Source organism: Janthinobacterium sp. 67, from assembly GCF_002797895.1.
Taxonomy (GTDB): domain Bacteria; phylum Pseudomonadota; class Gammaproteobacteria; order Burkholderiales; family Burkholderiaceae_D; genus Janthinobacterium.
This window is the reverse complement of record NZ_PGES01000001.1, coordinates 1560556-1574607: the sequence shown is the minus strand read 5'-3', so window position 1 is coordinate 1574607 and position 14052 is coordinate 1560556. Positions and strand designations below refer to the sequence as shown.

Below are 14052 nucleotides of genomic sequence, written 5' to 3'. Positions count from 1 at the left end.
CATGGATTGTATTCACACTGGAAAGGGGCGTGGATAGTCAAGCGTAGTAAAGGTGGAAAACGGCAAGAGACGAGGTAAATCGTCCATTTGACAATATTCCCGGAAGTGCCTCGACGAGGCCGGTACCGGGATCACAGGAGACTGAAGCATGAAGATGACGACACTGTTTTACGCGAAAATCGTGGCCTGCGCGCTGGCAGCAACGTGCGCCCTGGGCGCGGCGGCCGATGCCGGCGCCCAGACGCTTGGCGACTTGATCAAGAAGGGCAAGCTGACCATCGGCGTCGTCAGCGGCACGCCGCCGTTCGGCAGCATCGACGCCAAGGGCGTGCCCGTCGGCTATGACGTCGACGTCGCCAACCTGATCGGCAAATATCTGAACCTGCCCGTGGAAATCGTCCCGCTGACGGCGCCGTCGCGCGTGCCGTCGCTGGAATCGGGCAAGGTCGACTTCCTCGTGGCCACCCTGGCGCCCACGCCGGAACGGGCCAAGACCCTGATGTTCACCATGCCCTACAGCGCCTTCGAGCTGGCCATCGTCGCGCCCGTCGGCGGCAAATTCAAGGCCCTGGCCGACCTGAAGGGCAAGAAGGTGGGCGTGACGCGCGGCACCACGAATGACACGGCGCTGAGCCGCATGGCGCCGGCCGGCACCAGCATCGTGCGTTTCGAGGATGACGCCACCGTGACCCAGGCCTTGCTCAGCAAGCAGGTCGACGCCGTTTCGATCCCCAGCACGATGGCGCTCGACATCATCAAGACGCGCGGCGCGGGCAAGATCGAGGTCCGCTTCTCCTACTCGCTGCAACCGAACTCGATGGCCGTGCGCCGCGGCGACTTCGAACTGCACCAGTGGCTCAACAACTTCATCTACTACGTCAAGCTGAACGGCGAACTCGATGCCATCGCGCGCAAGTGGAGCGGCGCGCCGCTGCCGGCGCTGCCGACCTTCTGATACCGCAACCCGCACAGCGATAGTGCTCGTCCGCACGGCGCGCCGCCATGGTGGCGCGGCCGGGGACGCGCACGTAGAAAGGAGTTGAGTATGCCGTATGAATTTCATTTCGAACTTGTCATGCAATCGCTGGACCGCCTGTTGTGGGGCGCGGCGCTGACGATACGCCTGAGCGCCTTGTCGATGGTGCTGGGGCTGGCGGTGGGCGTGTGCGCCGCCGTCATCCTGAAGAACGGTCCCGCCTATGCCCGCGCGGTGGTGCGCGCCTATGTCGAGATCATCCGCAGCACGCCGTTCCTGGTGCAGCTGTTCATCATCTACTTCGGCTTGCCGTCGCTGGGCCTGCAGCTCGACGCGAACGGCGCCGCGCTCGTCGCCATGACGGTCAACCTGGGCGCCTATGCGGCCGAGATCGTGCGGGCCGGCATCGGCGCCGTGCATCCGTCGCAGCTCGAGGCGGCCCAAGCCCTGGGCATGACGCGCTGGCAGATGATGCGCCACGTGGTGCTGCTGCCGGCGCTGGAAAAAGTCTATCCCGCGCTGGCCAGCCAGTTCACCTTGATGATGCTGGCCTCGAGCGTCGTGTCGGCCATTTCCGCCGAGGAGCTGACTGCCGCCGCCCACCTGCTCGACTCGGAAACCTTCCGCAGCTTCGAGATCTACATCGTCGTGATGGTGCTGTACATCCTGCTGGCCCTGCTGTTCCGCTTCAGCTTCTGGGTGCTGGGCCAGATCGTCTTCAAACGCCGCCGCCGTCTGGGCGCGGCGCGCATGGGAGCATGACATGATCAGTGATTTTTCCTGGGATAACCTGCAATTCCTGCTCGAGGCCACGCGCTGGACCATCGGCCTGTCGCTGATCGTCTTCGTCACGGGCGGCATCGCCGGCTTCGCGGTGGCGCTGCTGCGCACGGCGCGCAGTCCGTTCCTGCGCTGCATCAGCGCGCTGTACATCCAGCTGGTCCAGGGCACGCCCGTGCTGATCGTGCTGTTCCTCACCTATTACGGCCTGGCGCTGTTCGGCTACAAGCTGTCGCCGGTCATCGCGGCCGGCGCGGCGATGACGATCTTTGCCAGCGCCTACCTGGGCGAGATCTGGCGCGGCTGCATCGAAGGGGTGCAGCGGCAGCAGTGGGAAGCATCGGCCGCGTTGGCGCTGAACCGCTACCAGCAGCTGCGTTACGTCATCCTGCCGCAGGCGCTGCGCCATTCGCTGCCGCCGACGGTGGGCTTCATGGTGCAGATCATCAAGAACACTTCGATCACTTCGATCATCGGCGTGGTGGAACTGACGCGGGCAGGGCAACTGGTCAGCAATGCGACCTTCCTGCCGTTCATCGTCTTCCCCATCGTCGCCCTGATCTACTTCGCGATGTGCTATCCGCTGTCGCGCTACAGCCATTCACTGGAAAGGAAATTCCATGCCCATCGTTGAAATCGACAATATCAGCAAGAGCTTCGGCGCCAACCACGTGCTCAAGGGCGTGTCGTTCGCCGTCGAGCGTGGCCAGGTGATCGCCGTGATCGGCCGCAGCGGCTCCGGCAAGAGCACCATGCTGCGCTGTATCAACGGCCTGGAAACCATCGACAGCGGCAGCATCGTCGTGGCCGGCCACACGCTGACGGCGCGCCAGGAACACCTGCTCGACTTGCGCAAGGACGTCGGCATGGTCTTCCAGAGCTACAACCTGTTTCCCCACCTGACCGTGGAAGAAAACGTCATGCTGGCGCCGCGCATCGTCAAGAAGGTGCCCGACGCGCAGGGCCGCGCCACGGCGCTGCGCGTGCTCAAGCAGGTGGGCCTGGACCACAAGCGCGAAGCCTATCCCGAGCAGCTGTCGGGCGGCCAGCAGCAGCGCGTGGCCATCGCCCGGTCGCTGGCGATGGAGCCGCAAGTGATGCTGTTCGACGAAGTGACGTCGGCGCTTGACCCGGAACTGACGCAGGAAGTGCTGAAGGTGATGGAGGAGCTGGCGCAGGCGGGCATGACGATGCTGCTGGTGACGCACGAGATGGAGTTCGCGCGGCGCATGGCCGACGTCACCGTCTTCATGCACCAGGGCTTGGTGTGGGAAAGCGGGCCGTCGGAAGCCTTTTTCAGCAACCCGCAAACGCCCGAAGCGCGCCAGTTCGTCGGCGCGGGAGCGATCAAGTGAGCCCCGTCCTGGTGGCGGCGTCGGCCTACGGCGCAAGCAGGGTGAGGCAGCTGGGGCAAAGCCATTTCATCGACGTGGTGGCCGATGCGGGCGGCGCCGGCATCGAGATCCGCCGCGAATTGTTCACCTCCGACGTGCCGGACCTGGCGCGCATGGGCGCGGCCGTGGCCGCGCGCGGCCTGTACTGCGTGTATTCCACGCCCATCGAATTGTGGGACGCGCACGGGCAGCTGCAGCAAGAACTGCTGCGGCAAATGCTGGACGAGGCGGCGCGCCTGGGCGCGCGCTACCTGAAGGTGTCGCTGGGCCATTACCCGCCCGTGCCGGACTTGCCGGCCTTGAAGGCGCAGCTGGAGGCCGCACCCGTGGCGCTGCTGGTGGAAAACGACCAGACGGCCCACGGCGGCAAACTGGCGACGATGGCGCGCTTCCTGGCGGCGGCGCGCGAGCTCGGGCTGCCCGTGGGGCTGACCTTCGACATCGGCAACTGGCGCTGGGTGGGCGAGGACGCGCAGCAGGCGGCGCGCCTGCTGGCGCCGTACGTGCGCTATGTGCATTGCAAGGCGGTTCTTGATGACGGGGGCCGGCTGTCCGCCTGCGCCGTCTCCGACGCCGATCCCGCCTGGCGCGCCGTCTTTGCGCACTTTGCGCCGGGCGTGCAGCGGGCCATCGAATTCCCGCTCGAGGGCGTCGACCTGGTGGCCGAAACGGGCCGCTACATTCAGATACTGGAGGCCGCATGATGAAGCTCGACGTTGTTACCTATGGCGAGGCGATGGCGATGTTCGTTGCCGAGCAAACGGGCGACCTGGCCGCCGTGGCGCACTTTACGCGCCGCCTGGCCGGCGCCGAGACGAATGTCGCCATCGGCCTGGCGCGCCTGGGTTTGAAAGTCGGCTGGCTGAGCCGCGTGGGCGACGACTCGTTCGGCCGCTTCATCCGCGCCAGCGTGCAGGCCGAGGGCGTCGATTGCAGCCGGGTCGTCGCCGTCGCCGGCCAGTCCAGCGGCTTCCTGCTCAAGGAAAAGGCCGAGAACGGTGCCGACCCGCTGGTCGAATACTTCCGCAAGGGTTCCGCCGCCAGCCGGCTGGCGCCCGAGCACTTCGACCCCGCCTATTTCCTGTCCGCGCGCCATTTGCACGCCACGGGCGTGGCCGCGGCGCTGTCCGGGAGCAGCCTGGCGTTCGCCGGCCAGGCGCTCGATTTCATGCGTGCCAACGGCCGCACCGTGTCGTTCGATCCGAACCTGCGGCCCTCGCTGTGGCCGTCACAGGCCGTCATGGTCGAGCAGATCAACCGCCTGGCCGCCAAGGCCGACTGGGTGCTGCCCGGCCTGGGGGAAGGAAAAATCCTCACCGGCCACGACCTGCCGCACGACGTCGCCGGCTTTTATCTGCAGCAGGGCGCGCGCCTGGTGGTCATCAAGCTGGGCGCCGAGGGCGCCTATTACCGCACGGCCGATGGCGACAGCGGCATGGTGGCGGGCGAGCGCGTGGCCAAGGTGGTCGACACGGTGGGCGCCGGCGACGGCTTCGCGGCCGGCCTGGTCAGCGCCTTGCTGGAAGGCTTGCCGCTGGCGCAGGCGGTAGGGCGCGGCAACCGGGTCGGCGCCTTCGCCATCCAGGTGGCCGGAGACATGGAAGGCTTGCCCACCCGCGCCCAGCTCGACGCGCTGGACCCATCTTGAACCGAACAGGGGAAATACTCGTGAAAAAACATGTCGTTGTCTATAAAAAGCTGGCCGAGCCGCTGTTGGCGCGCCTGCGCGCCGAATGCGAGGTGACGTACTTCGAAGCGATCGACGCGGGCAACCGCGCCGCGTTCGCCGCCGCCATCCGCGGCGCGCACGGTCTGCTGGGCGCCAGCGTGCGCCTGGACCGCGAATTGCTGGACCCGGCCCTGGACCTGCGCATCATCTCCACCATTTCCGTGGGCGTCGACCAGTTCGACGTCGACTACCTGCGCGAACGGGGCATCTTGCTGGCCAATACGCCGGACGTGCTGACGGAAACGACGGCCGACACCATCTTCGCGCTGATCCTCGCCAGCGCGCGGAGAGTCGTCGAACTGGCCGAATTCGTCAAGGCCGGACGCTGGACGCGCAGCGTGGGCGAGAGCCAGTACGGCGTCAATGTGCACGGCAAGACCATCGGCATGCTGGGCATGGGCCGCATCGGCCGCGCCGTCGCCCGCCGCGCCGCGCTGGGCTTCGGCATGCAGGTGCTGTACGTGAACGGCGAAGCGGTGCCCGAGGTGGAAGCGGCGCTGGGCGCGCGCCAGGTGGCGCTCGACGAGCTGCTGGCGGGCTCCGATTTCGTCTGCGTGGTGCTGCCGCTGACGGCGCAGACGGAACGCATGATGGGCCGGCGCGAATTCGCGCTGATGCGCCCCGGCGCCATCTTCATCAACGGTTCGCGCGGGCGCATCGTCGACGAGGCGGCGCTGATCGAGGCGCTGCGGCAGGGCGTCATCCACGGCGCCGGCCTGGACGTGTTCGAGCGCGAACCGCTGGCGCCGGACAATCCGCTGCCGCACATGGCCAACGTGGTGGCGCTGCCGCACATCGGCTCGGCCACGCACGAAACGCGCTACGCCATGGCGCAGCAGGCCGTGGACAACCTGCTGGCCGGCCTGCGCGGCGAGCGTCCGCGCCACCTGGTCGGCTAAGAGCAGCATCCATAAAAACAGACAGGGAAAGAAATGAAGAACAAGGTAGCAAGGGCAATGATCATCGGCGCAGGCGCTTGCGGCGGCCTGTGTAGCGCGCAGTCGAACGTGGCCATGTACGGCATCGCGGACCTGGGCGTGGTGTCCGAGAACGGCGGCCCCGGCGGCAGGGTGCTCAAGCTGACGAGCGGCATCGCCAACGGTTCGCGGCTCGGTTTCAAGGGCAGTGAAGACCTGGGCGGCGGCACGACGGCGATATTCACAATGGACGCGGGCATCCTGGCCGACACGGGCGCTTCGGCCCAGGGCGGCCTGCTGTTCGGACGCCAGGCCTTCGTCGGCCTCGCCGGCGCGGCGGGCACGCTGCGCCTGGGCCGCCAGTACACCTTCATCGACAGCAGCCTGGGGGCGCTGGACCCGTTTTACCTGGGTTTTGCGGGCAGGATGAGCAACGTTTTCACGGCCGGCTACATCAGCCGGGTCGACAACAGCATCACCTACAGCTCGCCCGTGCGTGGCGGCCTTTCCGGCGAACTGGCGTACGGCTTTGGCGAAGTGCCGGGCGACGCGTCGGCCAGACGCTACATGGGCGCGGCGGCCACCTATGCCAGCGGGCCGCTGTACGTGCGCATGGCGCACCAGGACGCCAATACGCTATCAAGCGCGCTGGCGACGGGCAGGGCGAGGAACACGGTACTGGGCGCCACCTGGGACTTCGGCGTCGTCAAGGCGCATGGCGCCGTTGCCGTCAGCAAGAGCACGGCGGGCGCCGCCACGACGGTCGACAGCGCGGACCTGATGCTGGGCGCCACCGTGCCTGTCGGGCCGCACCGTGTCCTGTTCTCGTACGTGCGGCGCGACGACCGGCGCGCCGCCAACGGCGACGCTACGCAGATCGGCATCGGCTACACCTACGCGCTGTCGAAGCGCAGCACCTTGTACGCGGCCTACGCGCACATCGACAACCGCAATGGCGCCGCTTATTTGGTGGGCAACGCCACCGACAACGGCACCGGCAACCAGGCCTGGAACCTTGGCCTGCGCCACACTTTTTAAGGGGAAAATCGAATGAAGAAAATCGGATGGATACTGGTCGGTGCCAGCACCGTGGCGCGCGAATGGATGGTCGATGCGATCGGCCAGCAGGGCGACGCCGAAGTGCTGGCCGTGGTCAGCCGCGATGCCGCACGCGGCGCCGCCTTTGCCGGGCAGTTCGGCATCTCCGCCAGCTACACGGACCTTGATGCGGCGCTCGCGCATCCGGGCGCGGACGCCGTATATATCAGCACCACCAACGAGCTGCACATGGTGCAGACCTTGCAGGCGGCGCGCGCCGGCAAGCACGTGCTGTGCGAGAAGCCGCTGGCGCTGAACCTTGACGACGCCCGCCGCATGGTCGATGGCTGTGCCGAAGCGGGCGTGGTGCTGGGGATTAACCACCACCTGCGCAACGCGGCCAGCCACGGCAAGGTGCGCGAACTGATACGCGCCGGCGAGATCGGCCAGCCCCTGTATGGCCGCGTGCTGCACGCGAACAACCTGCCGCAGCACCTGCGCGGCTGGCGCCTCGATGCGCCCGAATCGGGCGGCGTCACGCTCGACATGTTCGTGCACGACGTCGACACCCTGCGCTTCCTGCTCGATTCGGAGCCGCGCCACGTCACGGCCTGCGCCACCAGCGGCGGCATGACGGTGGCCGGGCTGGAAGAGGGGCTGATGGCCGTCATCGAGTTCGACAACGGCGCCCTGGTGCAGGTGCACGATGCGTTCAACGCGCCATATTCGCTGTCCGGCGTGGAAATCATCGGCACCAAGGGCACCATCTTCGCCACCGGCGTGATGACGCAGCGCCCCGTCGGCACCATCAGCCTGACGCGCGACGGCGGCAAGGTCGACATCCCCGTCGAGCATGAAAACCTGTACGTGCGCTCGGTGCGCGCCTTCCAGCGCGCCATGCGCGGCGAAGGGCAGCCGGCCGCCACCGGTGACGACGGCATGCGCGCGCTGGCCACGGCGCTGGCGGCCCAGCAGGCCAGCCGCAGCCACCAGCGCGTGACCCTGGCCGGCTGACGACCGCCCGCACAAATAAAAAAGCCGCCTGATCGCAAAATCAGGCGGCTTTTTATTGGCTTGCGCCCGTGATTATTCTTCGCGGCGCAGGTGAGGGAACAGCAGGACGTCGCGGATGTTCGGCGAATCCGTGATGATCATCATCAGGCGGTCGATGCCGATGCCGCAGCCGCCGGCTGGCGGCATGCCGTATTCCAGCGCACGGATGTAGTCGGCGTCGTAGAACATCGCCTCTTCATCGCCGGCGTCCTTGGCGGCCACTTGCGCCAGGAAGCGGGCCGACTGGTCTTCCGCATCGTTCAACTCGGAGAAACCGTTGGCGATTTCGCGGCCCACCATGAACAGCTCGAAGCGTTCGGTGATGCCGGCCACCGTGTCGGAAGCGCGCGCCAGTGGCGACACTTCGACCGGGTAGTCGATGATGTAGGTCGGTTCCCACAGCTGCGCTTCAGCCGTTTCTTCGAACAGCGCCAGTTGCAGCGCGCCCAGGCCGGCCGTGGCGAACGGCTTGACGCCGAATTTCTTCAGCTCTTCCTTGATGAAGTCCGCATCGTTCAGCTGCTCCGGCGTGTAGCCAGGCGCGTACTTGTTGATCGCTTCGACGATGGTCAGGCGGTGGAACGGTTTTGCCAGGTCCAGTTCGCGGCCGCCGTAGGTCAGGGTGGCGGTGCCGTGCGCGTCGATGGCGGCCTGGCGGATGACGGCTTCCGTGAAGTCCATCAGCCATTTGTAGTCGGTGTAGGCCGCGTAGAATTCCATCATCGTGAATTCCGGGTTGTGACGGATCGACACGCCTTCGTTGCGGAAGTTGCGGTTGATCTCGAACACGCGATCGAAGCCGCCTACCACCAAGCGCTTCAGGTATAGCTCGGGCGCGATACGCAGGAACATCTGCATGTCCAGCGCATTGTGGTGCGTGATGAACGGTTTTGCCGCCGCGCCGCCAGGGATCGTGTGCAGCATCGGTGTTTCCACTTCCATGAACTCGTTCTTTTCCATGAAGCGGCGGATCGACGAGATGGCGGCGGTGCGGGCCTTGAAGGTGCGGCGCGTCTCTTCGTTCATGATCAGGTCGACGTAGCGCTGGCGGTACTTCGTTTCCTGGTCGGCCAGGCCGTGGAATTTGTCCGGCAACGGGCGCAGCGACTTGGTGATCAGACGCAGTTGCGTGACCTTGATGGTCAGTTCGTCCGTCTTGGTCTTGAACAGGGTGCCTTGCACGCCCAGGATATCGCCCAGGTCATAGTGGTGCAGGGCGGCCATGGCCGCTTCGCCGGTGAGGTCCAGGGTGGCGTAGATCTGGATGCGGCCGTCGGCCTTCGGGCCGGAAGCGTCCTGCAGGGTGGCGAAAGCGGCTTTCTTGCCCGCTTCGCGCTTGAGCATCATGCGGCCGGCCAGCACCACGTGTACGGGGTTTTCTTCCAGTTCTTCACGCGTCTTGCCGCCGTATTGCGCGTGCAGGTCGGCCGCCTTGTGCTCGGGGCGGAAGTCGTTTGGGAAGGCGACGCCTTGTTCGCGCAGTGCTGCCAGCTTGACGCGGCGCTCGGCGATGATCTTGTTTTCATCGGGTGCGGCGGCTTGTTCTTGGATATCCGTAGTCATGGTGTTCTTCGTTGGTGATTATTGATGATGTGGCGCCAGCGCAGGCGCCACGCTGGCAAACAGTGCGTCGACGTCGAGCGCGGAGAAATCCGGCACGATGGCAATGACGTTGTCGAAGGCGGCAAATGCTTCGGCCGGCAGGGTGGTGGTGAGCACCACGGCGCGCATGCCGGCGCGGCGCGCCGCTTCCACGCCCAGGGGCGCGTCTTCAAAGACGATGCAGTTGTGCGGCAGCGCGCCGGCCAGCTGCGCACCCTTCAGGAAAACGTCCGGGTGCGGCTTGCCCCGTTCCACGTCAGAGGCGCCGACGATGGCGTCGAAACGCTGGCGCAGGTCCAGGCCGTCGAGCGTGAAATCGATGTTTTCCGTCGGCGCCGCCGAACCGACCACCAGCGCGACATTGTTGTGGCGCGCGCTGGCCGTCAGGGCGTCGAAGCCGGCGACCGTGGCCAGGTGCGGGCCATACAGTTCGCGGTAGACGATTTCCTTTTCAGCGAGCAGGGTGACGTGGTCGGCGTCCTCGCCCAGGTACTTGGCGATGATTTCGCGGCCATGGCGTCCCGCCGTGTCGCGGAAAAAGGCGTCCGCATCCAGCGCATGGCCGTGGCGTTCAAAGAACGCCAGCCACGATGTCGTGTGGAAGGCCATGTTGTCGACGATCGTGCCATCCATGTCGAACAGGAAGGCGCGCTGCGCTGGGGCGGCTGCATTCATCCTTATACGCCTTGCTTGAGCGAGGCGGAGATGAAGTCGTCGATGTCGCCATCGAGCACGCCCTTGGTATTGCCCGTCTCGAAACCGGTGCGCAAGTCCTTGATGCGGGACTGGTCCAGCACGTAGGAGCGGATCTGGTGACCCCAGCCCACGTCCGTCTTCGAGTCTTCCAGCTTTTGCTGCTCGCTCATGCGCTTGCGCAGTTCATGCTCGTACAGCTTCGCTTTCAGCATTTCCATCGCTTCGGCGCGGTTGCGGTGCTGCGAACGGTCGTTCTGGCACTGCACCACGATGCCGGTCGGCGCGTGGGTCATGCGGACGGCGGAGTCGGTTTTATTGATGTGCTGACCACCGGCGCCCGACGCGCGGTAGGTATCGACGCGGATATCGGCCGGGTTGACGTCGATCTCGATCGAATCGTCGACTTCCGGATACACGAACAGCGACGTAAACGAGGTATGGCGGCCGTTGGCCGAGTCGAATGGCGACTTGCGCACGAGGCGGTGCACGCCCGTTTCCGTGCGCAGGAAGCCGTAGGCGTGATCGCCCTCGACCTTCAGGGTGGCCGTCTTGATGCCGGCGACCTCGCCGTCGGACTGCTCGAGGATCTCGACCTTGAAGCCCTTGCGTTCGCAATAGCGCAGGTACTGGCGCAGCAGCATCGACGCCCAGTCCTGGGCTTCCGTACCGCCGGCGCCGGCCTGGATGTCGATGAAGCAGTTGTTCGGGTCCATCGGATTGTTGAACATCCGGCGGAATTCCATGCTTTCGATGACCTTGCGGATTTCCTGCACGTCCTGCTCGATCGCTTCGAGCGTGTCGTCGTCGCCTTCTTCGCGGGCCATGTCGAACAGGTCGCGGGTGTCGCGCAGGTCGGCATCGGCCTTGGCCAGGGTGAAGACGATGGCTTCCAGCGCCTTCTTCTCTTTACCGAGGTCCTGGGCGCGCTTGGGATCGTTCCAGACGGTAGGATCTTCCAGTTCTTCGTTGACTTGCTCTAGTTTCTCCGACTTGACAGTGAAGTCAAAGATACCTCCGAAGTTCGGCTTCGCGGACCGTCAGGTCGTTGAGCAGGGCGGAGATGATATTGATGCGTTCGGCTTCCATAATGTTCTGGTCTTCTATGGTGAAATCAAACCCTGAATTATACGCGAGCGCGGCGCGTTTCTGATGCCGACGGCGCCGAATCGATGGCGTCCGGGGCAATAAAATCGTCATTTTGCTGTATTTGCGACAATATTTATGCCTTGATAGGGGCTGGCGTGCTGCGTATGATGCTGGCGATATTGTCTTTCCACAGGAATACATCATGCTTCAATCTCCCCGTCTCGCCCTGTTGCCGCTGCTGCTGGCCGGCTGCGGCGCCTTGCCATCCGCCGCCACCGGACCGGTCCAGCCGCCGGCTGGCAGCAGCGCCACCCTGGCCCTGCTCGAGACGACGGACTTGCACGCGAATGTGCTCAGTTATGATTACTACAAGCTGCAGGCGGAGCCGTCGATCGGCCTGGAACGCACGGCGGCCCTGATCGCCCAGGCACGTGCGCAATTCCCGAACAATCTGTTGCTCGACAACGGCGACACTATCCAGGGCACGGCGCTGGCCGACTACCAGGCATTGGTAAAACCGCTGGCCTGCGACCAGACCCTGGCCATCTACAAGGCGATGAATTTGCTGAAAGTGGACGGCAGCGGCATCGGCAACCACGAATTCAACTACGGCCTGGCGTTCCTGAGCCAGGTGACGGGCAACCAGTTTGACGTCGACAGCGTCGACGCCGGCAAACCGCGCTGCGCCGGCCCCGCGTTCCCGCAAGTGCTGGCCAACGTCTACAGCGTCAGGACGGGTAAACCCCTGTTTGCGCCATATCACATCATCGACAAGCAGATCACGGCCACCGGTCCCGATGGCAAGCCCGTGACGAGCAGCGTGAAGGTGGGCATCATCAGCTTTGCGCCGCCTACCATCATGGCCTGGGACAAGCGCTGGCTGGAAGGGCGCGTCTACACGCAGGGCGTGCGCGAGACGGCGGAAAAATTCATCCCCGAGATGCGCGCCAAGGGCGCCGAACTGGTGGTGGCCATTTCGCACGGCGGTCTCGATGACAGCCCGTATTCGCCGACCATGGAAAACGGTAATTACTACCTGTCGCAAGTGCCGGGCGTGGACGCCATGCTGATCGGCCACTCGCACCAGCTGTTCCCGAACGCGGCCAGCACGGTGCCGCAGTTTAATTTGCCCGGCGTCGACAAGGTCAAAGGGCTGGTGAACGGCGTGCCGACCGTGATGGCCAATTTGTGGGGCAAGCACCTGGGCGTGATCGGCCTGCATCTGCGCCACGACGGCAAGCAGTGGGTCGTCGACAAGAGCGCCACGACGGTGGAAGCGCGCGGCATCCAGAACGCGGACAAGAGTTACGTCCAGCCCGATCCTGCCATCGCCAAACTGGTGGCCGAGGAGCACGCGGCGACGATTGCCTACGTGCAGACGCCGGTTGGTGCCACGGATTTCCGCATGTCGACGTATTTCGCCGACGTGGGCGACGTGAGCGCCATCGAAGTGGTGAACCAGGCGCAATCGAGTTATCTTGCCGCCTACGTGAAGGCGAACTTGCCGCAGTACGCGCATCTGCCCGTGCTGTCGATGTCGTCGCCGTTCAAGAGCGGCTCGGCCGGCGTGTCCGACTACACGGACGTCAAGGCGGGCAATGTGGCGTTGAATAATGCGGCCGATCTGTATCTGTATCCGAACGCGCTGTATGGCGTGAAGATGAACGGTGCGGACCTGAAGGCCTGGCTGGAACAGTCGGCGCAGCGTTTCAATACCATCGACCCGAACCGGCTGGAAGCGCAGGAACTGGTCAACACGGCCCACCCGAGCTACAACTTCGACGCCATCACGAGCGCCGACGTGCGTTACCAGATCGACGTCACGCAACAGCCCGGTCAGCGCATCCAGGCGCTCACGTACAAGGGCAAGCCGGTGGACGCCAGCCAGGAGTTTTTGATCGCAACCAATAACTACCGCGCCAGCGGCGGCGGCAATTTCCCTGGCCTGGACGGCAGCAAGACGGTGGTGGCCTCGCCCGACAACAACCGCGAACTGCTGATCGCCTACGTCACGCAAGAGAAAAACCTGACGCGCGCGAAAAACGGCTCGGCACGCAGCTGGCGCTTCGCCAAGGCCGTCACCAAAGGCCCCGTGGTCTTCCACTCGGCGCCGGGCGTGATCGACCTGGCCAAGGCGGCCGGCATCGACAACGTCACGCAGCTCAAGCCCGATGATGGCGCGGGCAAGGGCTTCGCGCTGTACCAGCTCGATTTGTCGAAATGATGCTGGCAAACTTGCTGCTGGCCGCCGCGCTGGCGTCGCCCGTTGTGGCCGCGCCCGATGTCACGGCCCGGGCCAAGGTGCTGATGCGCGCGGGTGAATCGACCCAGCCGCAGGCGCGCGCCCTGTTCGAACAGGCGGCGGGGCAGGGCAGCGGTCCTGCCGCATATTACCTGGGCCTGATGCACAAGAACGGCACGGGCGGCCCGCAGGACGGCGCCGCCGCGCTGCGCTGGCTGGAACTGGCCGCACAACGGGGCGTGGCGCCCGCCATGTTCATCGCGGCGAACATGCTGCTCGAAAGCGACGAGGCCAGGGCGCGTTACTGGCTCGACGCCGCCTGCGACCTGGACTACCCGGAAGCGCTGCAGCAGAAATCCGTCGCCCTGGCCGAAGGGCAGATGGGCTATGCGCATAGCGAGGAGCAGTCCTTCCTGTACCTGAAGATGGCCACGCATGCGATGGGGCACCGGGCTGGCGAGCCGTGATGATGCGGCTGGGGAATTGCTTATTTTTCTCAAGAAATATTAATTTTCTTAAATAGCGTCCTTCCTTATATT

Annotated in this window: 15 protein-coding genes; 11 read left to right on the top strand and 4 right to left on the bottom strand. The window is 65.2% G+C overall.

Annotation, left to right across the window (positions count from 1 at the left end; translation table 11 throughout):
• Window positions 1-148: 148 nt before the first annotated feature.
• The 9 genes from CLU90_RS07095 (at window position 149) to CLU90_RS07055 (ending at window position 7848) form a co-directional block, all read left to right on the top strand.
• A complete protein-coding gene (locus CLU90_RS07095; RefSeq protein WP_070304998.1) occupies window positions 149-955 on the top strand; it encodes a transporter substrate-binding domain-containing protein in 807 nt (268 codons plus the stop codon).
• A 90-nt stretch (window positions 956-1045) separates the two neighbouring features.
• Window positions 1046-1738: an amino acid ABC transporter permease gene (locus tag CLU90_RS07090; protein WP_100427521.1), complete on the top strand. Its 693-nt coding sequence runs from the start codon at window positions 1046-1048 to the stop codon at window positions 1736-1738.
• Between the two features lies 1 nt (window position 1739).
• Window positions 1740-2390: an amino acid ABC transporter permease gene (locus CLU90_RS07085; RefSeq protein ID WP_092709435.1), complete on the top strand. Its 651-nt coding sequence runs from the start codon at window positions 1740-1742 to the stop codon at window positions 2388-2390.
• Window positions 2377-3111 carry an amino acid ABC transporter ATP-binding protein gene (locus tag CLU90_RS07080; RefSeq protein ID WP_034755389.1) on the top strand — a complete coding sequence of 245 codons (735 nt, stop codon included), beginning with the start codon at window positions 2377-2379 and terminating at the stop codon, window positions 3109-3111. Before CLU90_RS07085 ends, CLU90_RS07080 begins: the two co-directional genes overlap by 14 nt.
• The gene (locus CLU90_RS07075) at window positions 3108-3854 is read left to right on the top strand and encodes a sugar phosphate isomerase/epimerase family protein (protein ID WP_100427520.1); all 747 of its coding nucleotides are present in this window, start codon (window positions 3108-3110) and stop codon (window positions 3852-3854) included. The genes CLU90_RS07080 and CLU90_RS07075 overlap by 4 nt, the downstream gene beginning before the upstream one ends.
• A complete protein-coding gene (locus CLU90_RS07070; protein WP_100427519.1) occupies window positions 3851-4798 on the top strand; it encodes a sugar kinase in 948 nt (315 codons plus the stop codon). The genes CLU90_RS07075 and CLU90_RS07070 overlap by 4 nt, the downstream gene beginning before the upstream one ends.
• Window positions 4799-4818: 20 nt before the next feature.
• Window positions 4819-5778, top strand: a complete 960-nt coding sequence (locus CLU90_RS07065) for a 2-hydroxyacid dehydrogenase (protein WP_100427518.1) — start codon at window positions 4819-4821, stop codon at window positions 5776-5778.
• Between the two features lie 57 nt (window positions 5779-5835).
• Window positions 5836-6834: a porin gene (locus tag CLU90_RS07060; RefSeq protein ID WP_232731104.1), complete on the top strand. Its 999-nt coding sequence runs from the start codon at window positions 5836-5838 to the stop codon at window positions 6832-6834.
• A 12-nt stretch (window positions 6835-6846) separates the two neighbouring features.
• On the top strand, window positions 6847-7848 hold the full coding sequence (locus tag CLU90_RS07055; RefSeq protein ID WP_100427516.1) for a Gfo/Idh/MocA family protein: 1002 nt from the start codon (window positions 6847-6849) through the stop codon (window positions 7846-7848).
• A gap of 72 nt (window positions 7849-7920) precedes the next feature.
• Here CLU90_RS07055 and lysS read toward each other — a convergent pair whose 3' ends face one another.
• From lysS to CLU90_RS29660, 4 genes are all read right to left on the bottom strand, one after another.
• Window positions 7921-9450 carry a lysine--tRNA ligase gene (gene lysS / locus CLU90_RS07050; protein WP_100427515.1) on the bottom strand — a complete coding sequence of 510 codons (1530 nt, stop codon included), beginning with the start codon at window positions 9448-9450 and terminating at the stop codon, window positions 7921-7923.
• 18 nt (window positions 9451-9468) lie between these two features.
• Window positions 9469-10164, bottom strand: coding sequence for an HAD family hydrolase (locus CLU90_RS07045; RefSeq protein WP_100427514.1), 696 nt, complete (start codon window positions 10162-10164; stop codon window positions 9469-9471).
• Between the two features lie 2 nt (window positions 10165-10166).
• Window positions 10167-11271 (bottom strand): peptide chain release factor 2 gene (gene prfB, locus CLU90_RS07040; RefSeq protein WP_115057524.1). Its coding sequence is split into 2 segments (ribosomal slippage): window positions 10167-11189 and window positions 11191-11271, totalling 1104 coding nucleotides; the frame shifts between segments, so codons are not numbered across the junction.
• On the bottom strand, window positions 11188-11382 hold the full coding sequence (locus tag CLU90_RS29660; protein ID WP_198511362.1) for a hypothetical protein: 195 nt from the start codon (window positions 11380-11382) through the stop codon (window positions 11188-11190). Before CLU90_RS29660 ends, prfB begins: the two co-directional genes overlap by 84 nt.
• A 91-nt stretch (window positions 11383-11473) precedes the next feature.
• Here CLU90_RS29660 and CLU90_RS07030 point away from each other — a divergent pair, with 91 nt between their 5' ends.
• Together CLU90_RS07030 and CLU90_RS07025 are read left to right on the top strand one after the other, a co-directional pair.
• Complete coding sequence (locus CLU90_RS07030) at window positions 11474-13495, top strand: bifunctional 2',3'-cyclic-nucleotide 2'-phosphodiesterase/3'-nucleotidase (protein ID WP_100427513.1); 2022 nt, start codon at window positions 11474-11476, stop codon at window positions 13493-13495.
• A complete protein-coding gene (locus CLU90_RS07025; protein WP_100427512.1) occupies window positions 13492-13980 on the top strand; it encodes a tetratricopeptide repeat protein in 489 nt (162 codons plus the stop codon). The genes CLU90_RS07030 and CLU90_RS07025 overlap by 4 nt, the downstream gene beginning before the upstream one ends.
• The last annotated feature ends 72 nt before the right edge of the window (window positions 13981-14052 follow it).